Genomic DNA, 23,627 nt, shown 5'->3' with positions numbered 1-23,627 from the left:
CAGTCCAGGAGCCGGCGCGAGCGCCGTCGAGATGACATTGCCCAGCAACGCGCCCTCCTTCGCGATCGGCGGCGCAGTGAGCCGGCAAGCCCGGTCGGTGTGATCGCGGTCATCATCATTCTGGCGGTTGTGGTTCTCGGAGTCGGAGGCGGCTTACCACGCCTGTTCGGCAGCAAGGGCGAGCAAGGGCCATCAGGCATTCTGACTCCCGGCGAGGCGGCTACCAACGCGCCTGAAGCGCCCGCGACGACTGCTCCGGAGACAACGCCGAGCAACCCCGTGCCCCTGTCCACTCCGCCGCCGCAAACACAGCGTCCCGCGGCTCAAGCGACGGCAGCGGCAGATCAAGCGACGAGAAATTGGGCAAATCTGTTCTACAAGCGGACGCCGGCAACAGAGACTTACGCTCAGCTTGTCGAGCGCGCGGCTCAGTTCACGACACGCGAGCTTGCCGACAGTTTCACCGCGTCAGGCGACGCCACTTACGATGCGCTGCGCGCCAGCGGTGGGACGTCAAAGGTGTTGTCCGTGGCAGTCACGAAGCCAAGGCCGGATACGGCCCCCGTCGATACGCCGACCAGGATCACTCGTCTCGTGAACGTCAACGTCGAGACCACCGGGAAAGACGCAGGGCAATTTGCCGTGCCGTTGCTCGTGACTGTGGTTCCGGAAGGCGCGCGGTGGCTCGTCAGCGCTGTCGACGGGGGGACCGGGCCGTGAGTAGTTGTCGGATTGACCACGATGTTTAGCGGCAGAGACCTCGCGGAGGCTGCAGGGCTTGCCGGGGCCAAGAGTCTTGGGCCGAAGATCGCGGCTGTGGCAGCAGTACTGTCTCTGACGGTTGTCGTGATCCTGGCTCCGTTCGGCGCTGGGGGCAGTGAGGTCAGCGCTGCGTGTCCGCCCGGTGGACCCGGCGGCGCGGACGATCCGCCGGCGCGTGGCAGCTTGCGAGCGGTTCAGATCTCCTACGCGAGGATCATTGACGGCGTCGCTGCGAGCCGTGGATTGCCAGGCCAAGCCACCTTGGTCGCACTGATGACGGCGCTGCAAGAATCACAGTTGCAGAACCTGACGTACGGCGACCGGGACTCGGTCGGTCTGTTTCAGCAGCGACCCTCATCCGGCTGGGGGACGGTGGAACAGATCCTCGATCCCGTGTACTCGGCAAACGCGTTCTTCGGCGGTCCGAATCCACCAAGCCCTCCAGGGTTGGTCGACATCAAGGGCTGGGAGTCCATGCCGTACACGGTCGCAGCTCAGGCCGTTCAGGTTTCGGCATTCCCTGACGCTTATGCGCGGCAGGAGAACACCGCTCGAGAGATCGCCGAGGAGGCCGGCATCGACCTCAACCGAGCCGGCGATCCGTACGCCGGCCGATCCGGTTCTCGGCCGTCCGGAGCAGGCACCGCGTTACCCGGGGGGCAATCCAGCGACCAGTGCGGGGGAGGGCTGATCGACGGTCGACCTATTGCGGGGCAGTGGCCCGCCGAGGTCCAGAGTGTGCCGGATCCCACTGGTACCGGTGGCCTCCTGACTCCGCGGACTGCTGCATGGGTGAAGGCTGCGCGACTCGCACTTCAGAATCCGGGGATGTCCTGCTGGGACGCCCACGCCTGGAACCCGACGAGCGACCACCCGAAAGGCAAGGCGTGTGACGTCTTCGTCGGCGGAGATGCCCGGAAGTCGCCGGCCGAGCGAGCCAAGGGCGACGGATATGCGAACTGGACCATCAGCACCGCTGGAAAGACCGGAGTGCGGTACGTCATCTGGTACGGGAAGATTTGGAGTGCGCGAACCGGCCAGTGGCGGGAGTACAACGGAGGTGGTGTCTACAATCCGACGGACGCAACCGGTGGGCATTATGACCACGTCCACGTATCGATGTACTGAGTCGGCGGGCCGACGTGGTAGGTGTCGAGGGTGGGGAGATGCGGCGAAGGGATGCTGAACTGTGGAATCGACCGACAGGTCGGAGGTGACGCATGAACGGCCCTGACGACCGCGACCGACCGGGATCGTTCTCGCCTGACGACTGGGAGCCCGCAGAACAGCGCAGGCCGGGTGGCTCGGCGCCCAACGCGCCCGACAGTCCTCCTGGCTCATTCGGAGCCGGGAACCAAGGTCCCGCAGGGCGTCAGGCGCCGGCTGCGGTGGCGTTCTCCAGGCATTCCGCTGCCGAGTTGCTCTTCGGCGTCCCGTGGGCGCTCTGGAGTTTCAGCGTCGTGTCAACCCTGTCGGCATGGATCTTCGACGGCTTCATCGAGCTGCTCGTGATCACGTTATGGGTACTCTCGGGACTGCTCATCGTGCTACCCGTGACCGAGGACTACGTCGCCAAGTATCTGTGTCGACTGCGAAAGCCGACATTGCTGGAACAACAGAAGCTCGATGTCGCATGGCGGGCTGTCTGCGCCCGGGCCGGTGTTGACCCCGGGTATCACAAGCTGTGGGTAGAGGAGTCGGACAGCGTCAATGGCGTCTCCGTGGCCGGCCGCTCAGTCGCGGTGACGCGGTGGGCACTCAACAATCTGCCGCCGCGCCAACTGCAGGCCGTGCTCGCCCACGAGCTGGGACATCACAGCGGCGGCCATCCGTGGGCAACTCTGCTGGTGTTCTGGTACGCGCAGCCTGCGCGGCTGATGCTTGCAGTGATCCAGGCTCTCCTGAGACTCGGTTCGCAGATCACCGTGCTTGGTTGTTTGGTCGCGGCGTTCATCGGACTCATGATCGGCGGCCTGCTCCTTCAGTCCCTGGTGCTCGGCGGCTGGGGATGGACCCTCTACGCGCTCTTGCCGTTCGTTGTGCCTGTGCCGCTCGCCTGGATGAGTCGGCGGTCCGAACTGGTCGCGGATCGCGTTGCGGCTGATCTTGGCTATGCCCGCGACACCATTGCGTTCTTCTACGACCTGCAGTCACAAGGCGAGGATGTCGCCAGGCGCGCGGCTGGATGGCGTGGCGCTCTCTATGCAACACATCCGCCGATCGCCGACCGCATCCGAACGCTCGAGCGCTACGTGCAGGCCACCGGGTCATGAACAAGAACCGGGACCAATTCAAGTCGCTCAAAGACAGGCTGGCAGCGATCGCCGCCGCTGTCAGTGGACAGACGCCTCCGCCGCCGGCACCCGAGCCACGTCGTAGCGTGCAGCCATGGGAGTCGATCCGTGAGTCGCACGCGGATCTCGCCAGACAGCTGGATGAGCTTGCACGATCGGCGGACCTCGGCGACGTGGACCGCGCTCGCATCGGACACATCATCGAACGTTCCGCGGCGAACCCTGCCGAGCTCGAGATGCTCACTCGCGCGATCGAGCGCGACAATGGCGCTGCACTCGTGCATCCGTCAAGACAGCGGAACCTGCCGGGCCAAAGGTTCGCTCGTCACAACCTCCTGGCTGGTCAAGTCCGGCTTGGAGAGGTCGTTGCCGACCATCGAAGCGACTTCGACGTCACCGGAGACTTCGGCATCGACTTGGATGTCTTGCGGACGTCCCTCCTCGTGATCGGTCCGCCCGGGTCCGGGAAGACGCGTGGGGTTGCTACGCCGATCGTCGAGCACCTGTCCCTCGCGGCGCTGACCGGCAAGGCGAGCATGGTCGTTGTCGATCCGAAGTCAACAGACTTCGCGTACGACGGGTGGTTCGATGTCACGATCGATCCGTTGAATCCCACCTGCGGATTCAGCCTCTTCGGAGGATCGCGGACAGCTGATGTCGCGGCCGATCGGTTGGCATCCGCGCTCTTGCCGCCTCGAGTGAGCGACGACAAGGCATACTTCATCGACGCGTCGAAGAATGCTCTGTACGCCTGTTTGGCTCCGTTCGAAGCTGCGTATCAGCGGTGGCCGACTGTGCCAGAGTTGCTGGGGCTTCTCAGAGCCGATCAGGCGGCGACAGACCGGGTGAAGGAGCGACTCAAAGGCCCGGGGGCGAAGGAGATGAAGGCCCTCCTCGACAGCCGCAAGGCTCAGACTCAGCGAACCGCTGACCCGGCGGCGAGCTTGGTCGAACGGTTCGCTCTCCTGGACCGGCCGTCGCTTCGGAATCTTTTCGATCATCCCGGCCCGACATTCCAGATGCGCGACCTCAATCGCCCAGTGCGGGTGCGGGTGGCGTTGCCGGAGGCGGAGTACCCGGACGCGTCGCGAATCCTTGCTCGTCTGGTGGTCTCGCAGTTCGTCCAGATAACGTCGTCCACTGAGACCGACAGGTCGATCTTCAAGGGTCTGGTGATCGACGAGGCAGGCCGATTCGTCGACGACTACGTTGCCAGAGGCGTGCAGAAGTTGCGCTCGAACAACGCCGGCTTGGTGCTGCTGTCGCAGACGATGTCGGACTTCCCGCCGGAGATTCGCGCGACGGTGTTCGGGTCGACCGGATGCAAAGCGGTCTTCGGTGGAATCGATCCGGAGGATGCGGATGTGTTCTCCCGTTGGTTCGGCGAGCGATACATCACCGAGACGACGATCAACCGGAGTGCCACGTCCGGAGTGCAGTACAACCAGTTCGGGTCTATGGGCGGCCGGTCCGAGAGCCGGACGTCCGGATACAGCGCACGCCGTATCGAGCGCGCTCGGTGGACGGTGTCGGACATCATCACCGGTGTTCCGCCTGGCCACGCTCTGATCTCGCTCGCCCGCTCGAACGGTGTTCGCGTCGGTCCTGTGCTGGTCAACCTGCGAGGGTAAAGCAGGCCGCGGCGCACGGAGCTCGATCCGTTGAATGCGCCGCGGCCTCATCGACTTCATCGGTGTTGGCGCACCTCCGTCGACTCTGACGATCCTACCTTGACGAGGATCGACGGGCGTATCGAGGCGTCGCGCTGAGTGACCGCGTGTTGCTACGCTATTGCGGAAAGACAGAAGTACCACACGGTGCTTTCGTTCACTTGTGATCGATTCGCCGTGTGGTTGTTGGCGCAGCCATTGGCGATCGCTCACCTGTCCGCAGGAGCTCGATCCACATGACTGTTGCCATCACCCGCCGTAAGCGCACTTCTTTCGAGAAGAGAGTTGAGCGTTGGAATGCCAATCTGGTTGCGTTGACAGCGTTGCTGGCGAATTTGATCGGCATGCTTCGGCAGGCCGTTCAGGTGGTCCTCATCGTTGTTGCCGTGGTCGGGGTGTTCTGCCCGGGGCTTTTGCCGCTCGTGGCTGCGATGTCGGCCCTGCTGCTGCAGGTTCGGCGTTCGTAAGCGCGAGGCATAACAGCTCGACCCTTCGGGGTCGGGCTGTTATGCGTTGGTGGGTGGCTCGTGCGCGTTCAGTTGGCTTCCGTTTCTCGAGAGGTTCAGGCTTCGGGGTCAGGGGTGAAGGAGACGAGGTTCAGGGCCCGCAGGTAGCGCAGTCGCGCCACCGCATGTGGAGGAGCATTCAGTGTCGGTCCGCTACTCCGACGAGCGGGATCGCGTGAAGGCCGCCATGTGCTCCGTGTTGTCGGCGCGAGCGACCGAGTCGGTCGTGGGCCCGCGGTCGTCGCCCGCCAACCGCTTGACGGACGTATTCGATGTCGAGTTGCTGATCCCGGCTGGGGAATGTGCTGTGGCGTTGCTGAGTCTCGGGGTTGGGCTTGGTGCGCAGCAGGCCATCGATTCGGATTGTGTGGCAGTACTTCCGGGAGGGCCGCGGTAAGAGGGGTTTCCCTTGCGGGCATCCGGCGGCGCGCCGTTTCCCTTCCCAGCGTGCGGTCCACCGATCTAGGGTTCTACGGATCGTAGTGGTTGCGTTACGCAACAGGAGCGTGGGAGGGAAACGGATGAGGAGACGCCGTAAGGCGCTGGTGGCTGTTGCTGCTGGGGTGGTTAGTGTGTCGCTTGGGTTGTCGTTCACCAGTGCTGCGGGGGCTGTGCCGCAGGCCGGGGCGGCTGATCCGAACGGGTTGAAGCTGATCAAGACGAAGACGTCGCTGCTCGGCAAGCACTACTGGTACCAGCAGACGTTCAAGGGCCTGCCGGTGATCAACGGGTACTACGCGAAGCACGTCGCCAAGGACGGGGCGGTGCAGATCGCGGACGGGCGCGACGCCGTACCGGCGACGCTGGATGTGAGCGCGAAGGTGGCGTCGGCGTCGGCGACGCAGTCTGCCAATGCTGCGGTGACCGCGAGGGCGCGACGGGTCGCGGGGCCGAACAAGAGTGAGGTGCTGCAGCCGGCCGCTACCAGTGGCGCTGCGCAGTTGGCGGTGATCGGTGGTCCGGATGCTCGCCTGGTCTGGAATGTCACGAGCCGTTCGACCGAGGGGGTCAGCCGGTCGCTGGTCGACGCGAAGACCGGCAGCGTCGTCGAGTCGAAGGTGATCAGTGACAACGTCGACGGCCGGGGCTCGGTGTTCGACCCGAACCCGGTGGTCAGTGAGCAGAACGAGAAGCTGACCGACCAGAACGACAAGAACACCGACGAGCTGTTCCTCGCGCAGAAGAACGTGATCCTGCGCAACCTGGACGGTTCCGGCAAGCTCAACGGCACCTACGTGAACATCAAGGAAGCCAAGGGCGGGCTGGCGCAGAGCAAGACCAACACGTTCGTGTACCAGCGGCAGAACGACAAGTTCGAGCAGGTGATGGCGTACTACCACGTCAACCAGACGCAGGAGTACATCCACCAGCTCGGCTTCACCGAGGTGAACAACGAGTCGCAGGACTTCTCGATCGACACGTTCTCCGGTGACAACTCGTTCTACGACCCGTCCACGGACATGATCACGATGGGCGAGGGCGGGGTCGACGACGCCGAGGACGCCGAGGTGATCTGGCACGAGTACGGTCACGCGATCCAGGACGACGTGGTGCCGGGCTTCGGTGAGTCGGAGGAGGCCGGCGCGATTGGCGAGGGCTTCGGCGACTACTGGGCGGTGACGATGTCGGTCCCGGTCAGCAAGGGCTTCGAGCTGCCGTGCGTGATGGACTGGGACGCCACCTCGTACACCTCGACCGAGCCGCACTGCCTGCGCCGTACGGACACCGGCAAGACGATCGACGACAAGACCGGCGAGGTGCACGACGACGGTGAGATCTGGTCGAACGCGCTGTGGGACATCCACAAGGCCCTCGGCCGGACGAAGGCGAACAAGCTGATCCTCGAGGCGACGTTCTTCTACGACCCTGACACCTCGTTCGCCGCCGCGGCCCAGGACACCGTCCAGGCGGCCCGGCTGCTCTACGGCAAGGCCGCCGCGCAAACGGTGACCGACGCCTTCAAGGCCCGCAAGATCCTCTAGGAATCACCCGGTCATGCGCCCACGACTACTGTGGGCGCATGACCTGGACCACGGCGGACATTCCTGACCTGACCGGACGGCTGGCGCTCGTGACGGGCGCCACCAGCGGGATCGGGTACGAGACCGCGTGCGAACTGCTCCGGCACGGCGCGGACGTGCTGGTCGCGGCGCGCAACCCGGAGAAGGCCGCGCGGGCGGCGGAAACGCTGACGCAGCAGGCCGGGCGGGCGCCGACGGTTCTGGAGCTCGACCTCGCCGATCTCGCGAGCGTCGAGCAGGCCGCCGCCGAGGTCGTGAAGTCGTACGACAGGCTCGATCTGCTGGTCAACAACGCCGGCGTGATGGCGCCGCCGCACCGGGAGACCGTCGACGGATTCGAGCTGCAGCTCGGCACGAACCATCTCGGGCATTTCGCGCTGACCGGGAGACTGCTCCCGTTGCTGGTCAAAGGCAGCCGCGTCGTCACGGTCAGCTCGTTCATGCACAAGACCGTGCGCGGCATCAGCGAGAGCGACCTGCGCCGCCCGTCGGGCAACTACCGCAAGTGGGAGTCGTACGGGAAGTCGAAGCTCGCCAACCTGCTCTTCATGCTCGAGCTCGATCGACGCGCTCGCGCGGCGGGTGTTGACCTGTTGAGCGTCGGCGCGCATCCCGGGTACGCATCGACACATCTGCAGGCCGCCGGTCCCGAGCTCGCCGGCCGTGCCCGGCAGGCGCAGCTGTGGGCTGCCGCGACGCGCCTGGTCGCACAGTCCGCGGCGGCCGGCGCCTGGCCGAGTCTGTACGCCGCGACGTACCCGGACCTGCGTCCCGGATCGTTCGTCGGGCCGAGCTTCTTCGAGTACCGCGGTACGCCGAAGGTCGTGCTGCCGACCCGCCTCGCACAGGACCCCGAGCTGGCCGCGCGGCTCTGGACCTGGTCGGTGGAGGCGACCGGGGTCGATCCGAAACTCACCGTACCGAGCTAGTGACACAGCGGCATCGTTCTGGTTACCCTCCGGTAATTCCAACTGCCGGAGGCCCCCAGTGCGCAGACTTGCCGCCGCCCTTGCTGTCGCTCTGACCCTGATCACGATCGGTCCACGCGCGGACGCGAGTCAGACCGCCGCCGGTTTCAGTACGTCGTACGAGCGCATTCCCGGCGCCGGCGGGATCGAGATCGGCGCCGTCGTGCTCACGCCGACCGGGCAGGGCGACGGACCGTTCCCGCTCGTGGTGATGCCGTCGAGCTGGGGTGTGCCGAACGTCGAGTACGTCGGTCAGGGTGCGAAGCTGGCGACCGCCGGATTCCAGGTGATCTCGTACTCGAGCCGCGGCTTCTGGGACACCGGCGGCGGGATCGACATCGCCGGCCCGCCGACCGTGGCCGACGTGAGCAAGGTGATCGACTGGGCCGACCAGCACACGCCCGCCGACACCGAGCGGGTCGCCGCTGTGGGGATCTCGTACGGCGCCGGTACCTCGCTGCTCGCCGCCGCGCAGGACCCGCGGATCACGGCGGTCGGCGCGCTGAGCGGGTGGGCGGATCTGATCCGGTCGCTGAATCCGAACGAGACGGTCTCGCTCCAGGCGGTCGCGGGTCTGCTTGCCCTGGGCAACGTGACTGGCTGGCCGGGGCCGGAGATGGCGTCGCTGCAGACGAAGTTCGTCACCGGCGACTTCGACGGCGCGATCGGGGAGGCGAAGCAACTGGCGCCGGTGCGGTCGGCGGCGACCGTGGTGGACCAGATCAACGCCCGCCGGCCGGCCGTGTTCCTCGCGAACGCGTTCGAGGACTCGATCTTCCCGCCCACGCAGTACACGGACTTCTTCACCGCCCTCACCGGCCCGAAACGGTTGCTGCTGGCGCACGGCGATCACGCGACACCGGAGGCGAGCGGTGCCGTTGGCCTGCCCAATGAGGCGTGGAGCGAGCTGGCCGGCTGGCTGCGGCATTACCTCACTGGCGCGGACAACGGGGCCGACACCGAGGCGCCGGTACAGTTGAAGTCGCAGCGCGGCGTGTGGCGGGGGTATCCGGGCTGGTCGGCGGTCGGGCAGGAGCGTACGTCGTACCTGACCAAGGCGGGTGTGCTGCAGACGAAGGAGTCGACCGGCTGGAGCCGCACCATCGGTGCCGGTGTACCGACCGTTGCCGACAGCGGGGTTGCTCTCCTGTCCGGCGCGTTGCAGGGCCTGCTGTCGATCCCGACCGGGGTCGTGACGCCCTTGGTGGACAGGACGTTCGCCGGGGTGTGGTCCGGGCCGGCGTTTGATCGACCGACTGTCGTGAACGGGTCGCCGAAGGCGCATCTCACCGTGAAGCCGTCGGCCGGGAGTACGTCGCTGTTCGCCTATCTGTACGACGTCGACGCGCTCGGCGTGGGCTCGCTGATCTCGCACAAGCCGTACGCACTGCGCGGCGCGACGCCGGGGAAGGCGGTCCCGCTCGACGTCAGGCTCGAGGCGACCAGCTGGGAGGTGCCGGCCGGACATCACCTCGTCCTGGTGGTGGACACGGTCGACCCGCGGTATCTCGGCCGCAGTGTGCTGGGCTCCACGGTGACGTTCAGTTCACCGGCTGGGGATCCGTCGTGGATCAGCATTCCAGTGGCAGGGTAAATGTTTGATCGTGCGCGAGCTCTTGCGCTTTTGTCGTGAGAACGTTTCCATGGGATGGCCTTTCTCCGCCCCTGAAAGGACCCGCCCATGCTCAAGATCCTGGCCGCAGCAGCCCTCGTGGCGGCAGCCGTCCTGGTCCCCACCGCCCAGGCCGCGCCTGAGTGGCAGGTCGGTGTACCGCCGCTCACGACCCCGTGGACCGATGACGTCTCGCCCACGAACGCGCTCCCTGAGTACCCGAGACCACAACTGACCCGCCCCGAGTGGCGCAATCTGAACGGCCTCTGGGAGTGGTCCGCCGCCGCGCCGGGCGAGCAGCCGCCGGTCGGCCGCACGCTCGGCGAGAAGGTCCTCGTCCCGTACCCGATCGAGTCCGCGCTCTCCGGTCTGCAGAAGCATGAGGACCGGATGTGGTACCGCCGTACCTTCGAGGTCCCCGGCAGCTGGAAGGGCAAGCGGCTGCTGCTGCACTTCGGAGCGGTCGACTACGACGCGAAGGTGTGGGTCAACGGCCGTCAGGTCGCCACCCACCGCGGCGGGTACGACGGCTTCGACGTCGACGTCACCGGCGCGCTGCATGCCACCGGCCCGCAGGAGCTCATCGTCTGGGCCGAGGACCTGACCGACGAGACGTACCAGCCGATCGGCAAGCAGCGCGAGGTCGGCGACCACGGGATCTTCTACCAAGGCAGCTCCGGAATCTGGCGGACCGTCTGGATGGAGCCGGTGAACGCCGCCTCGATCAGCCGCCTGCAGATCACGCCGGACCTGCCGAACCAGACGCTGAAGGTGACCGCGGACACCGCCAGCGGTCCCGCGAACCTCGACGTCGAGGTCACGGCGTACGACGGGCGCCGGCAGGTCGGGAAGGCGACCGGCATGGCGGACACCGAGCTGAGCGTGCCGATTCCGCACCCGAAGACCTGGTCGCCCGGCAACCCGTTCCTGTACGACCTCAAGGTGAAGCTGTTCGACCGCGGCAGACTGGTGGACCAGGTCGGATCGTACGCCGGGATGCGCGCGGTCGGCCTGAAGAAGGGGGCCGACGGCAAGCTTCGGATGGCGCTGAACGGGAAGATCCTGTTCAACCTGTCCACCCTCGACCAGGGCTTCTGGCCGGACGGACTGAACACCGCGCCGACCGACGCCGCGCTCCGCTTCGACCTCGAGCAGCACAAGCGGCTCGGCTTCAACACCGTCCGCAAGCACATCAAGGTCGAGCCGGACCGCTGGTACTACTGGGCCGACAAGCTCGGACTGATGGTCTGGCAGGACATGCCGGCGTCGAAGACCGACGCGATGCCCGAGCCGTGGCGGACCCAATGGAAATCCGAGCTGCACGAGATGGTCGAGGAACACAAGAGCTTCACGTCGATCACGGTCTGGGTGCCGTTCAACGAAGGCTGGGGCGAGTGGGACCGGACCGAGACGGGCCAGATCGCAGACTCCGTGAAGGCACAGGACCCGTCCCGGCTGGTGAACGCGCACAGCGGTGTGAACTGCTGCAACTCGCACGGCGACTCCGGCCGCGGCGACCTCCTCGACCATCACGCGTACCTCGGCCCGGCCACCACCTCGCCGACCGCTGACCGTGCCGCGGTCGACGGCGAGCACGGCGGGTTCGGCCTGAAGGTGCCGGATCACATGTGGTTCGGCGACGGGTCGGCGTACGAGATGGAGCCCGACTCGGCGACCCTCACCCGCAGGTACGTCGAGAACCAGACCGACGTGCTGAAGTCGGCCCAGCAGTGCGGTATCAGCGGCTCGGTCTACACCCAGATCACCGATGTCGAGGGCGAGCTGAACGGCTTCTTCACCTACGACCGGCGGGTGCCGAAAATGGACTTCGCCCAGGTGCGGAAAGTCAACGAGCAGATTGTCGACAATGCTGACGGCAGTGCTAGCGGGGTCCCTGATCCCGGCCCGGGCACACCAGGGGCCGACGGCATCCACTTCTACCCGCTGGACGGATCCGGTGAAGATGCTGTCGGCAACAATGACGCGACGCTCCAGGGCGGCGCGGTCTACGGACCTGGAAAGAACGGCCAGGGACTCTCGCTGAACGGATCCGGCCAGTACGCCGACACCGGCGCGGCGCTGCTCGACACGAGCAAGAATTACACGGCGAGCGCCTGGGTGAAGCTCAACAAGGCCGACGGAGCGTTCCAGACGTTCGTCAGCCAGGACGGCGATCGTGACAGCGCGTTCTTCCTCCAGTACTCCGGGCAGGACCAGCGGTTCGCGATGAGCTTCCCCGGGATCCGGGCGCTGTCGCCGACCAAGCCGAACCCGGGGCAGTGGTACCACGTCACCGGCGTCCGGGACGTCGTGCAGGGCGAGCTGAGGCTGTACGTCGACGGGCAGCTCGTCGCCGCCAAGAGCGCCTGCACCCTGGACGCCGGCTCGACCGGCAACACGGTGATCGGACGCGCGAAGTTCGGCGGCAACCCGGTCGACTTCCTCGACGGGACGGTCGACCAGGTACACCTGTACGACCGCGCCCTGACCGACACGGAGGTGCGGACGCTGTACGAATCCGGGCGTTAGTTCGAGATGCGGAGAAGCCGCCGAGCCCCGATCCTGGTAGGTAACCGACCAGCGGAGGTGAGTGCGATGGCCGCACCCAGCCAAGTGCTCGCGCCCCGCTCCACGGCCCGGTTTCGGCCGCCGCGGTTCGGGCTCGGCGGCGCCCATCTCGGCGACGACCTGCCTGGCACCGCTGCCGGCGAGGCGGACGAGCGAGCGATCGCGACCGTCGACGCGGCGTACCAGGCCGGGATCAGGTTCTTCGACACCTCCCCGGCGTACGGCGCCTCGGAGCGGCGCCTCGGTACGGCGTTGCGGCGCCGGCCGCGGGGTGAGTTCCTGGTGTCGACGACGGTGACCGGCGCCGACCCGGAGGAATCGGTCCGGGCGAGCAGCGAACGGCTCGGTCTCGCGGTCGACCTGGTGTTCGCGCAGGACGAGGCGGCGTACCCGGTGCTCGACCGGTTGCGGCGCGACGGCGTGATCAAGGCGGTCGGCGCGGCCTCGGACGACTGGCACGAACTCGACGGGCTGGTGCGGGACGTCGAGCTGGACTGCGTGTTGCTCACCGATCGGTACGGCCTGCTCGACCAGTCGGCCGAGCCGCTGCTCGACCGGTGTGCGGCGCGTGCGGTGTCCGTGATCGTGTCCGGTGTCCTGACGCCGCAGATCCTCCAGGTGCAGACCGTCGAGGCCCGGCGGATCTCGGCAGTCTGCGAGCGGTACGGCGTGTCCCTGCCGCAGGCCGCGCTCGCGTTCCCCACCAGGCATTCCGCGGTCACCTCGGTGCTGATCACGGCGTCGACACCGGCGGAGATCCGGGCCGACGCCGCACTCGTCCGGCAGCCCGTGCCGCAGCGGCTCTGGAAGGACCCGGACTTGCTGCGCTTGCTATCGTCGAAGTAGGAGTTCGCGTTCCGGCGGCTCCCCGGACGAGCGGCGTCGTACCCGGTCTGCCAAGACGGCGCCTCACCCCGCAGGAGGGGGTCGTCCGATGCATGTCCTCGATGTCGTCGAAATCGTTGGTGCGCTCACCGTTCTGGTCGCCTTCGCGGCCGCGCAGGCCGGCCGCCTGCGGCAGCGCACGGTCACCTACCAGCTCCTGAACCTGATCGGATCAGGTGTGCTGGCAACGATCGCCATGGTGCAGTCGTCGTGGGGTTTCCTGCTGCTCGAGGGCAGCTGGGCCGTCATCAGCCTGCTCGGCCTGATCAACCTGGTCCGCCCGGTCCGGCAGGACGCCGACTAGAACTTGTCGCCCGGGTTGGTCGCCGTACCGGCCGATCCGGTCGGCACCTCGGTCGGGACACCGCCGGTGGTCGGGGTGCCCGTCGGCGGGCCGGTCGTCGGCGGTGTGACCGATCCGGAGCCGGTGCCGGGCGGTGGCGTGGTCGGCGTGACGGTGACCGTCGTGGTGCCGGTCGGCGTCGGGATGACGGGCTCCGGCTCCAGCGGCGCGGCGTGCCGGAACAGCAGCCAGGCCAGGAACACCGCGAGCGCCATGATCACGGCCATCGTCAGCAGCGCGAATCCGAGCGCCCACCACGACGGCGGGCGAAGCGCGTTCGGCCACGGCAGCGGCCAGATCCGGAACAGACCGGGCCGGCGCCGGTTCTCCCAGTAGTGCCGGAAGTCCGGGCCGCGGAGCTTGCCGGGCTGCGGGATCCGGTCCATCAGCACCGCGGACAGGATCTCCTCGCCGCGACGCTCCGCGATCAGCCGCTCGTCGGACGCCGCGCTGGACCCGTCGTCGGCCCGGATCGGCCCGATCGCGACCCAGAGCGCCAGATCGTCGTCGTCGGAGTCGTTGTGCGCCAGGACGACGTCCTCGGGCAGCTCGTCGACGGCGTACACGAACCGCTCGCGCGCGGCGGCGTCGTCCGCCGAGCCCTCGGTCATCATCGCGACGACCGCCTCCCGGCCGTCGTCGGAACTGACCGCGTACAGGTACCCGGCCGCGTTCGCGCCGAGGCGGCCGCGGAGCCAGAACTCGCCGACCCGCGGCGGGTCCTCCGGCTGCAGTGGGAGGGCGTCCGGAATCTCCAGGCCGGCCGGCACGTCCGCCGGCTGCACCTCGGTCTGGGATTCGGTCGCAGTCATCACCCCCAATCCCACCACATCCCCGGTAGCACTGTCGTCGCCACTCCTCCCGGGCCGACTTTGTGCACCGCGTCCGTACGCCGGGCGCGCCGCCGTACGGACGTCGTGCACCAAGTGTGGTCGGCGGGCGGGATTTGGCGCGGAGGGGGAGGATGGGGAGGGACTGCGGCAGGCCCTGCGGCTGCTGGCCCCGGTGATCTGATGGAATGGCCGGTGTTGCGAAGTGGGGAACGACGGTGAATGACAAGGTCCGCGCGCGGACCCCGGAAGGACAGGCATGACCGAAACCACGGTGCCGACAGGTTCGGTTGCCCAGCAGTCCCGGCTGATCGGCGAGGCCGTCAGCGAGGTCAAGCGGGTGATCGTCGGCCAGGAGCACATGGTCGAGACCCTGATGGTGTCGCTGCTGGCCAAGGGTCACTGCCTGCTCGAAGGCGTTCCGGGCGTCGCCAAGACGCTCGCCGTGCGGACCTTCGCGAGTGTGGTCGGCGGCACCTTCGCCCGGATCCAGTTCACCCCGGACCTGGTCCCGTCCGACATCGTCGGCACCCGGATCTACCGGCAGACCCGGGAGGCCTTCGACATCGAGCTCGGCCCGACGTTCGTGAACTTCGTGCTGGCCGACGAGGTGAACCGCGCGCCGGCCAAGGTGCAGTCCGCGATGCTGGAGCTGATGGCCGAGCGGCAGGTGTCGATCGGCGGCCAGACGTTCCCGATGCCGAAGCCGTTCATCGTGATCGCGACCCAGAACCCGATCGAGTCCGAGGGCGTGTACCCGCTGCCGGAGGCGCAGCGGGACCGGTTCCTGGTGAAGATCGACGTACCGCACCCGCGCGGCCACGAGGAGTTCGAGATCCTCCGCCGGATGAGCGTCGACCCGCCGGAGCCGCGGCAGGTGCTGCAGCCGGAGACGATCCTCGAGCTGCAGCGGTCCGCGGAGCAGGTGTTCGTGCACAACCTGGTCGCGGAGTACGCCGTCCGCCTGGTGATGGCGACCCGGACGCCGACCGACTTCCACCTGCCCGACCTGGAGCCGATCATCGAGCTGGGCGTCAGCCCGCGCGCGACCCTCGGCCTGATCGCGGCCGGCCGGGCGCTGGCGCTGATCCACGGGCGTGACTACCTGCTGCCGAGCGACATCCAGACCGTCGCGCTGGACGTGATGGGCCACCGGCTCGGCCTGACCTTCGACGCGGTCGCGGACAACATCGACCCGCGCGCAGTGATCGAGCGGATCCTGGCCACCGTCCCGCCGCCGCAACCGGTCTGGCGCGACGGCGCCGACGGCACCGGCCGTCCGGAGTTCGTGTAGTGCCCAACCGTCCCGATCCACGAGCTGCGATGACGATCTCGCAGCTCGCTCCTGAGCGTGCGCTGCGGCGGCTGGAGCTGACCGTCGTCCGGCGGCTCGAGGGCTATCTGCACGGCGAGCATCTCGGTCTGCTGCCGGGGCCGGGCACCGAGCTCGCCGAGGCGCGTGAGTACCAGGTGGGTGACGACGTACGGCGGATGGACTGGGCGGTCACCGCGCGCACCACGGTTCCGCACGTCCGCGACCTGATCGCGGACCGTGAGCTGGAGACCTGGGCGCTGGTTGACCTGTCCGGCTCGATGGACTTCGGTACGTCGACGCTGGAGAAGCGGGAGCTCGCGGTCGCGGCCGTCGCCACTGTCGGGTTCCTGACCCACCGGCTCGGGGACCGGTTCGGCGGGCTGATGCTGCGCGACTCGGCGCTGCGGCGCTGGCCGGCGCGGTCCGGGCGGCTCGCGCTCTACGGCCTGCTGCGCGCGCTGCTCGCCGAGCAGTTCAGCACCGACGACGAGGTGCACCGCAGCGACCTGGCGGCGGCGCTGGAGTCGATGGCGCGTACCCAGCGCAAGCGTGGTCTGCGAGTGATCGTGTCGGACTTCCTCACCCCGCAGGACGGCGAGATCGCGACCCAGATCGAACCCTCGTGGGAGCGGGCGATGCGCAAGCTGACCGCACAGCACCAGGTGCTCGCGGTCGAGATCGTCGACCCGCGGGAGCTGGAGCTGCCGAACATCGGCGTCGTCACGATCGGTGACCCGGAGACCGGCGAGGTGCGCGAGATCGACACCCGGCGGCGCAAGGTCCGGGAGGCGTTCGCGACGGCCGCTTTGGCACAGCGGGAACGAACCCGCGCCGCCCTACGTAGGGTAGGTGCCGGGCATCTGGTGCTGCGCACCGACCGTGACTGGGTCGCGGACACCGTGCGGTTCGTGCTCGCCTACCGGCGGGTGGCGCCCCGCCTGCACCAACCGCCGAAGGGAGTGGCTCGCTGATGGAGTTCCTGTCTCCGGGGCGGTTGTGGTTCCTGCTGCTCATCCCGCTGATCGTCGCGGGATACATCTTTCTCCAGCATCGTCGCTCGCAGTACGCGCTGCGCTTCACCAACATCGCGCTGCTCGACCGGGTCGCGCCGCGGCGCCCGCAGTGGCGGCGGCACCTGGCCGTCGGGCTGGCGCTGCTGGCCGCGCTGATGTGCATCGTGGCGTTCGCGCAGCCGAAGGACAAGGTCAAGGTCCCGCGCGAGCGGGCCACGATCGTGGTCGCGATCGACGTCTCGCTGTCGATGATGGCGACCGACATCGACCCGAACCGGCTCGAGGCGGCGAAGAAGTCGGCGAAGAACTTCGTCAACCAGCTGCCGGGCAAGTTCAACGTGGCGCTGGTGAACTTCGCCGGTACGGCGTCCATCATCGTGCCGCCGACCACCGACCGGGCCACCGTGCTGCGCTCGATCGACGGGCTCGAGCTGGCCGAGTCGACCGCGACCGGTGAGGGCATCTTCACCTCGCTGCAGGCGCTCACCCAGGTCCCGCCGGACCCCGAGCACCCGAACGACCCGGCCCCGGCGCGGATCGTGCTGCTGTCCGACGGGAAGCGGACCGTCGGCCGCACTGCCCAGGAGGGTGCGCAGGCGGCGAAGGCGAAGAACACCCCCGTCTACACGATCTGCTTCGGCACCGACTCCGGCTTCATCGAGATGGACGGCATCCGGCAGCGGGTGCCACCGGACCGTGCCGAGTTGCGCACCGTCGCCGAGATCAGCGGCGGCGAGGCGTACACCGCCGAGTCGGCCGGTGAGCTCGAGGACGTCTACAAGGACATCGGCTCCTCGGTCGGCTACGACGAGGTGGACAAGGAGATCACCGCCCGGTACGCCGGGATCGCGATGCTGTTCACCCTCGCCGCCGCCGGCGCCTGTATCGCCCTCGCCACCCGCTTCCCGTAACGCCGGGCGGGACGCCCGCGCGGGAGTCCGGGCGCGGGCGTCGTGGTGCGATCAGAAGGTGCCAGGCAGTGTCACCGAGATGTTGTTGGTGGTGTCGGTGACTGTCACGTCACCGAAGACCACTGTCATCGGCGGGCTGCACTTGGGCTGGAACGTCGCCGTCAGGGTCAGCGAGAAGTTCGCCTTCCCGTTCTGGACCGGGAAGTCGCCGGCCGCGGTGAACGTCTGCTTGTTCGCGGCGGACGGGAAGTTCTGTCCCGGGTTCAGGCAGGCCGCCTGGGCCGAGATGACGATGTGGACCTGGTCCTCGTTGCCCAGTCCGGCTTCCTTACCGGAGACCGTCAACGAGCTGTCCGACCGGGTGACGGTCGGGGTGCCGACAAAGTGCGGACTGCCGGCCGACGCGGTCGGCAGGAAGAACACCGAAGCGGCGAGCGCCGCAAACAGCATGAGCATGAACCTGCGCATGAGGTTGAACCCCCTCGGAACTGCGCGTAGTGCGGCTGCGGGGCGGAGCGCAGCGATCCTGGACGTGGCGTGCACGGTCGCGGACCGTGCGACGTCCTGAACTCGCTCAGCGATCGGCCGGGTGCCGGCGGTGCCCGAGCACTGGCGCGACCCGTTGTACACCGACCACCGGGGCCGATCGGCGCCGCCTCACCTACCGCGACCGTTGCCATGAGCCATGCCGTCTCAGGGTTCCCCCAGGCTCGCCACGACCATAGGCCTCGTGGCCTGGCTGAGAAAGGCCTACTCGCGGGTCATTTCGTGTCGGCGTAGGCGGTCAGCCAGGCCAGGGCTGAGTTCCAGTTGATCGCTACCTCGTTGGTCGAGTAGGAGCCGATCTCGTCGAGGTAGCAGGTGGCCGGGGCGCAGCCCTGGAGGTTGCGCTGGGCAACGGGATCCTGCAGGTGCGAGTTCGGCCCGCCGGCGAGCGAACCGGGGTACGGCGACGGCAGTGCGGGATTCAGCGAGTGGGCCCAGAACCGGTGGTGCTGGTTGTGGCTGGACCGTTCGCCGTACCCGGTCACGTACGACTGGCCGATCGCGTTCCGGCCGAGCAGGTAGTCGAGCGACTCGAGCGCGGCGGAGCGGTACGCCGGGCTGCCGGTGAGGTCCGCCGCGATCGCGAGGATCATCGCGTTGTTCGCCGTCGCGGAGTTGGAGCCCCACACGTACTGTCCGTCAGCTGGTTTGTACGGATTGGCATAGCCCTGCGACCTGAGATCGGCAAGGTAGCTGTTGGCAACCGACGCGATCCGCTGGCGTAACCGGAGCCGGTCGAGAATCGGCAACCGCCACGACACCCGTGCCAGTGCGAGATCGGCCAGCCCGCCGGTCTCCTGCCAGGAGAACCCGTCAGCCGCCTTCAGGGTCGTTGTGATGAAGCGTTTGTACGACGCCCTGCCCGTTGCCGCGAACAACTCGGCGGCGGCCCAGGAGAACTCGTCCGTCACCTTGGTGTCGTCGTACGCGCCGCCGCCTTCGCCGCCGGGCGGGGCGTAGATCGCGGGATGCTGCCGAGCGGCGCTCCACGCCTGCTCTGCCGCCGACAAACAGCGGACCGCGAACTGACGGTCCCAACGTGCGTAGACCCGCGCGCACCGGGCGCCGACGGCCGCGAGATTGAGCGTTGCCGCGGTCGACACCGGAGAGAGGTAGCGAGGCTGCGGATCGGCCGCCGGGGGAGTCCCGAGCGCGGTCCACTTCTCGTCGTGCACCTTGTGATGCACCATGCCGCTCGGCGCCTGCATGCGGAGCAGGAACTCGAGCTCCCACCGGGCCTCGTCCAGCACATCCGGTACACGGTTGCCGGCCTCGGGGATCTTCAGGCTCACGCCAGGCCCCGTCTCCTCGTACAGATCGAGGAGTTGCCAGGCGGCGAGGGCGCCGTTGACGACGTACTTGCCGTGGTCGCCCGCGTCGTACCAGCCGCCGCGCACGTCCAGGCTGTAGTCGCAGGTACCCGGGTAGCAGGGGACGGACGTATCGCCCTGGTTGGGGGCGACGCCGAGGTGCCCGGCCGCGCGCGCGTACCCGGTGCCGACGTACTGCGCCTCGATCGGGATGCCGCTGCGGTTGTTGTAGAAGTAGGCGAGCGCGTCGCGGCGCAGCCCTGCGTACACGTGGCTGCCGATGTCGAACGGCTCGCTGACGTCGTCGCCGACCGCCAGCCGGAAATCCGTCCCGGTGCCGCGATAACCGCCGAAGTCGATCAGCTGGACGGTGTCGCCGGACAGGGCGTCCAGGCCATACGGTTCGGTACGGCCGCTCGCGACCACCTGGTTGCCCGCGGCAATCAGTCGCCAGTCGAACGGTGTGGTCGCGGTGGTCACGTAGGTCGAACGCTTCGGGCCGTCGGCGACGTACCCGAGCTGGTTGACGCGCACCGGCGGGCCGAAGTCGCGGACGCCGCCCGGCGGGACGATGCCGCCGGTCACGGAGATGTTGTCCAGGCAGAGCGTGTACGGCTCGGTCGCGCCGCCGGCCTGGAACGAGATCTGGCCGTGCGTGTCCGTGACCGGCGAGGTCCCGGTGAACGTGAAGGTCTGGGCGGTCGTCGTGGCTGCGACGGTCTTGTTCAGCACCGTCGCATGCGGGGCAGCCGCCTGCTGGAGTACGGCGTGGAACTGGACCGGGCGGCTCGCCGACGCCTCGAACCGCAGCGTGTACGGCTGTCCCTGCTCGATCGGCAAGTCGTCCTGGCCGATCATCGAGTCCCACGGGTTGACCGTGCCGGCCGGGACCTGCGCGCAGAGCCGCCCCTCGATGACGGCGGCCGGGGTGTTCCCGCTCGACCACCAGGGCTCCTTCGCGGCGTCGAACGTCCCGTTCAGCACCCGCTCGTACGGAGGGTCCGCGGCGACCGCCGGTAGTCCCGTGAGGAGCGTGCTGACGAGCACGGTGGCGGTGAGGGTGACGGTGGCGCGTTGGCGGGCGGTGGGCATGGGGCGAGCCTCCATCGAGGGCCGGGAGCGCTTCCAGTTTGACTCCGCATCGTGCCGACCGACCGGCGGCGCGTCAAGGGCGCAGCACCTTGAATCCAGCGCTTTCCGGTGTGGCGACAAGTCTCGGGAGCGCTTCCAGCTCGAACCCGGCGTCCCGATGGTTTACCCTCGTGCCACTCAATCGTTAAGGACGATCCGGTGGCCGACCTCCCGAAACGCCAAGTGACGCTCGACGAAGTCGCTGAGCGGGCTGGTGTGTCCCGGTCGGCGGCGTCCCGGGTGATCAACAACGCCCCGCATGTCAGCAAGGCCAAGCGGGAGGCCGTGCAGCGGGCGGTCAGCGACCTCGGATACGTGCCGAACGCAACGGCCCGCGCGCTCGCGACCCAGCAGGCCGGCGCCGTCGTGCTGGCCATCTCCAGCGACAACGCGCAGGTGTTCGCCGACCCGTTCTTCGCGGAGGTCGTGATCGGGATCAGCTCGGTGCTCGAGGACACCGACCTGGAGCTGATGCTGATGATGGCCACCTCGAGCCGCGGGCAGACGCGACTCGAGCAGTTGCTGCGGACGCGGCAGGCCGACGGCGTGATGCTGATGTCGATGCACGGCGACGACCCGCTGGCACAGCTCGCCGAGAAAGCCGACGTACCGGTGGTGTTCGGCGGTTCGCCGGTGAACTTCGAGCCGCGGTACTCCGTGGACGCCGACAACCGCGGCGGCGCCCGGCTGGCGACCGAGCACCTGGTCGCGACCGGCCGGCGGCGGATCGCGACCATCACCGGCCGGATGGACGAGGGTGCGGGCACTGCGCGGTTCAAGGGGTACCAGGAGGCGCTCGCGGTGGCCGGCCTGGACGCGGGCCGCGTCGCGCACGCCGACTTCTCCGAGGAGGGCGGCACGCGCGCGATGCAGGAATTGCTCGCCGCGCACCCGGATCTCGACGGCGTGTTCGTCGCGTCGGACCAGATGGCGATCGGCGCCCTGCGGGTCCTGCGCGACGCCGGCAGGTCCGTACCGGACGACGTCGGGCTCGTCGGTTTCAACGACATCAGCACCGCCCGCCACACCAGCCCGCCGCTGACCACGGTCAGTCAGCCGATCCAGGCGCTTGGCCGGGAGATGGCCCGGATGCTGCTCGCGGTCATGTCCGGCGCGGACCCGACGCCGCTGATCCTCCCCACCCGCCTGGTCCGGCGCGCCTCGACCTGACCCTGGCGGGGCAGGCCGTTCAGGCGGACTCTGGACGGGTGGAACCTCACGATTACCTGGAGACCGCGGTCGAGCGCACGCCGATGTCCGGTCACGTCGGGAAGTCGGGCGCCACGCTGGAGCGGCTCGTGCTGGCGGACGGCCGGCGCCTCGTCGTGAAGCGGTCCTCGCCCGATACCGACCTGCTGATGGCGCTGTCGGGTGACTCGTTCGGGCGCGAATACCTGATGTGGTCGAGCGGAGTGCTCGACCAGCTTCCGCCCGCGGTCGGGCATGCAATCGTCGACGGCTGGCAGGACGGTGACGTCACCGTCCTGGTGATGCGCGACCTGGGCGACGCCGTACTCAGCTGGGACGACCGGCTCAGCCGGGAACAGTGCCGCCGGCTGTTCGCCGCGGTCGGTTCGATGTACGACGGGTTCCTGGGCCGTGTCCCGTCCAGCCTCACTCCGCTGACGACCCTGGTCGGCATGTTCACGCCGGATCGCGTGCGGCGGCATGCCGGCGGTGCCAACCCGTTGCCGGGACTGGTCCTGCGCGGCTGGGACCTGTTCCCCGGCATGGTGCCGCCCGACGTCGCCGAACCGGTGCTCCGGCTGCTCGCCCAGCCGGGACCGCTGGTGGAGGCGCTGCAGGCCCGGCCCTGCACGCTGGTGCACGGCGACCTCGCGACCGTCAACATGGCGTTCGAGAAGGAGCGGCTGACGTTGCTGGACTGGAGCATGCCGGCGGAGGCGCCGGCCGCGCTCGACCTGGCGAGGTTCCTGGCCGGCTGCGCCTCGGTGGTCGACGCGACTCGCGAGCAGGTGATCGAGGACTTCCGCGAACTGGTCGAAGCCGGCCGCGACGAGCCGGCCCTCCGCCTGGCTCTGCTGGCCGGCCTGCTCTGGCTGGGCTGGAACAAGGCCCTGGATGCCGCCGAGCACGAGGACCCGGCGATCCGTGCCCGCGAGCGGGCCGACCTCGACTGGTGGGCCGACGAAGCCCACCGGACCCTGGCCGCGGGTCTGCTGACCGACTGAGGTTCGCGACACGACGGTGATGTAGTTGACACGGCGAGGTTACTGGTGTTCCAGGGGGCGGTGGTGCAAGATGTACAGAAGTTTCGCGGGGTGTCTTGTGGTGCCCTGTAGAACTGTAAAGAGACTGATCCGCCGGATCGACGGCTGTTCGAGAACGCTGGGGAAGGCGCCCCTCGAGCACAGGAGGTCCCGGTGGCGACGACTCGTGGCGTTCTGTACGTCCACACGGTGCCGTCAGCGTTGTGCCCGCATGTCGAGTGGGCCGCGGGCGGCATCCTTGGCGTGCCCGTGAAACTGGATTGGACTCCGCAGCCGGCGGCCCAGGGCACGTACCGGGCCGAGCTGTCCTGGCAGGCCGAGGCCGGTACCGCGGCCAAGCTGGCCTCCGCCCTGCGCGGCTGGCAGAAGCTACGGTTCGAGGTCACCGAGGAGCCGAGCAACGGCGTCGAGGGCGAGCGCTACTCGTTCACGCCCGAGCTCGGGATCTTCCATGCGACCACCGGCGTGCACGGCGACATCATGGTGCCCGAGGAGCGGTTGAAGGCCGCGATGCTGAAGGCGGCGAGCGGCGAGGCCGACCTGACCGAGGAGGTCGAGCGTTTGCTCGGTCGCCCGTGGGACGACGAGCTCGAACCATTCCGGTACGCCGGCGACGGCGCCCCGGTCCGCTGGCTGCATCAGGTCGTCTGAACGGATCCTGAGAACTTCAGAAGAAACCTGTGAAAGCCAGGACAGCGCCGAACTTTTCGA

General features: G+C 68.2%; 20 protein-coding genes and 1 riboswitch. Of the genes, 17 read left to right on the top strand and 3 right to left on the bottom strand.

Annotated elements, in window-relative coordinates; all coding sequences use genetic code 11:
* Nucleotides 1-99 precede the first annotated feature (99 nt).
* From ACWEOO_RS35560 to ACWEOO_RS35510, 11 genes are all read left to right on the top strand, one after another.
* Nucleotides 100-720 carry a hypothetical protein gene (locus ACWEOO_RS35560; RefSeq protein ID WP_452146797.1) on the top strand — a complete coding sequence of 207 codons (621 nt, stop codon included), beginning with the start codon at nt 100-102 and terminating at the stop codon, nt 718-720.
* A gap of 315 nt (nt 721-1,035) precedes the next feature.
* Nucleotides 1,036-1,890, top strand: coding sequence for a hypothetical protein (locus tag ACWEOO_RS35555; protein ID WP_452146796.1), 855 nt, complete (start codon nt 1,036-1,038; stop codon nt 1,888-1,890).
* 92 nt (nt 1,891-1,982) lie between these two features.
* Nucleotides 1,983-3,035 carry a M48 family metalloprotease gene (locus tag ACWEOO_RS35550; RefSeq protein ID WP_452146795.1) on the top strand — a complete coding sequence of 351 codons (1,053 nt, stop codon included), beginning with the start codon at nt 1,983-1,985 and terminating at the stop codon, nt 3,033-3,035.
* Entirely contained in the window at nt 3,032-4,687 is a 1,656-nt protein-coding gene (locus ACWEOO_RS35545; RefSeq protein ID WP_452146794.1) for a type IV secretory system conjugative DNA transfer family protein, read from the top strand. The genes ACWEOO_RS35550 and ACWEOO_RS35545 overlap by 4 nt, the downstream gene beginning before the upstream one ends.
* A 275-nt stretch (nt 4,688-4,962) precedes the next feature.
* On the top strand, nt 4,963-5,193 hold the full coding sequence (locus tag ACWEOO_RS35540; protein WP_452146793.1) for a hypothetical protein: 231 nt from the start codon (nt 4,963-4,965) through the stop codon (nt 5,191-5,193).
* Between the two features lie 560 nt (nt 5,194-5,753).
* Nucleotides 5,754-7,214 (top strand): M36 family metallopeptidase, encoded by a 1,461-nt coding sequence (locus tag ACWEOO_RS35535; protein ID WP_452146792.1) that lies wholly within the window; start codon nt 5,754-5,756, stop codon nt 7,212-7,214.
* 38 nt (nt 7,215-7,252) lie between these two features.
* Nucleotides 7,253-8,182, top strand: a complete 930-nt coding sequence (locus ACWEOO_RS35530; RefSeq protein WP_452146791.1) for an oxidoreductase — start codon at nt 7,253-7,255, stop codon at nt 8,180-8,182.
* Between the two features lie 58 nt (nt 8,183-8,240).
* A complete protein-coding gene (locus tag ACWEOO_RS35525) occupies nt 8,241-9,815 on the top strand; it encodes a CocE/NonD family hydrolase (RefSeq protein ID WP_452146790.1) in 1,575 nt (524 codons plus the stop codon).
* A gap of 87 nt (nt 9,816-9,902) precedes the next feature.
* Nucleotides 9,903-12,362, top strand: coding sequence for a LamG-like jellyroll fold domain-containing protein (locus tag ACWEOO_RS35520; protein ID WP_452146789.1), 2,460 nt, complete (start codon nt 9,903-9,905; stop codon nt 12,360-12,362).
* Between the two features lie 66 nt (nt 12,363-12,428).
* On the top strand, nt 12,429-13,247 hold the full coding sequence (locus ACWEOO_RS35515) for an aldo/keto reductase (RefSeq protein WP_452146788.1): 819 nt from the start codon (nt 12,429-12,431) through the stop codon (nt 13,245-13,247).
* Nucleotides 13,247-13,312, top strand: a riboswitch (guanidine-III (ykkC-III) riboswitch). It overlaps the preceding gene by 1 nt.
* Nucleotides 13,313-13,335: 23 nt before the next feature.
* Nucleotides 13,336-13,590, top strand: coding sequence for a CBU_0592 family membrane protein (locus ACWEOO_RS35510; RefSeq protein WP_363713988.1), 255 nt, complete (start codon nt 13,336-13,338; stop codon nt 13,588-13,590).
* Here ACWEOO_RS35510 and ACWEOO_RS35505 read toward each other — a convergent pair.
* On the bottom strand, nt 13,587-14,441 hold the full coding sequence (locus ACWEOO_RS35505) for a hypothetical protein (protein ID WP_452146787.1): 855 nt from the start codon (nt 14,439-14,441) through the stop codon (nt 13,587-13,589). The two genes, ACWEOO_RS35510 and ACWEOO_RS35505, sit on opposite strands and share 4 nt — an antisense overlap.
* 277 nt (nt 14,442-14,718) lie before the next feature.
* Here ACWEOO_RS35505 and ACWEOO_RS35500 point away from each other — a divergent pair, with 277 nt between their 5' ends.
* Genes ACWEOO_RS35500 through ACWEOO_RS35490 form a run of 3 tightly spaced genes read left to right on the top strand, consistent with a single transcriptional unit; the run spans nt 14,719 to nt 17,698 of the window.
* On the top strand, nt 14,719-15,753 hold the full coding sequence (locus ACWEOO_RS35500) for an AAA family ATPase (protein WP_355688746.1): 1,035 nt from the start codon (nt 14,719-14,721) through the stop codon (nt 15,751-15,753).
* Nucleotides 15,754-15,782: 29 nt separating this feature from the next.
* A complete protein-coding gene (locus tag ACWEOO_RS35495; protein WP_355484560.1) occupies nt 15,783-16,745 on the top strand; it encodes a DUF58 domain-containing protein in 963 nt (320 codons plus the stop codon).
* Nucleotides 16,745-17,698, top strand: coding sequence for a VWA domain-containing protein (locus ACWEOO_RS35490; RefSeq protein WP_355688744.1), 954 nt, complete (start codon nt 16,745-16,747; stop codon nt 17,696-17,698). The genes ACWEOO_RS35495 and ACWEOO_RS35490 overlap by 1 nt, the downstream gene beginning before the upstream one ends.
* A gap of 51 nt (nt 17,699-17,749) precedes the next feature.
* On the opposite strand, the gene ACWEOO_RS35485 is transcribed toward ACWEOO_RS35490, so the two are convergent.
* Entirely contained in the window at nt 17,750-18,166 is a 417-nt protein-coding gene (locus ACWEOO_RS35485; protein WP_363713982.1) for a hypothetical protein, read from the bottom strand.
* A gap of 293 nt (nt 18,167-18,459) precedes the next feature.
* Complete coding sequence (locus ACWEOO_RS35480) at nt 18,460-20,646, bottom strand: glycoside hydrolase family 9 protein (RefSeq protein ID WP_452146786.1); 2,187 nt, start codon at nt 20,644-20,646, stop codon at nt 18,460-18,462.
* Between the two features lie 198 nt (nt 20,647-20,844).
* On the opposite strand from ACWEOO_RS35480, the gene ACWEOO_RS35475 reads away from it, so the two are divergent.
* The 3 genes from ACWEOO_RS35475 (at nt 20,845) to ACWEOO_RS35465 (ending at nt 23,567) form a co-directional block, all read left to right on the top strand.
* Complete coding sequence (locus ACWEOO_RS35475; RefSeq protein ID WP_359932589.1) at nt 20,845-21,855, top strand: LacI family DNA-binding transcriptional regulator; 1,011 nt, start codon at nt 20,845-20,847, stop codon at nt 21,853-21,855.
* A 38-nt stretch (nt 21,856-21,893) separates the two neighbouring features.
* Nucleotides 21,894-22,877: a hypothetical protein gene (locus tag ACWEOO_RS35470; RefSeq protein WP_452146785.1), complete on the top strand. Its 984-nt coding sequence runs from the start codon at nt 21,894-21,896 to the stop codon at nt 22,875-22,877.
* A 192-nt stretch (nt 22,878-23,069) separates the two neighbouring features.
* On the top strand, nt 23,070-23,567 hold the full coding sequence (locus tag ACWEOO_RS35465; protein ID WP_452146784.1) for a DUF3145 domain-containing protein: 498 nt from the start codon (nt 23,070-23,072) through the stop codon (nt 23,565-23,567).
* Nucleotides 23,568-23,627: the final 60 nt, after the last annotated feature.

This window comes from Kribbella sp. NPDC004138 (assembly GCF_053603655.1).
This window is presented reverse-complemented; position numbering and strand designations above follow the sequence as displayed.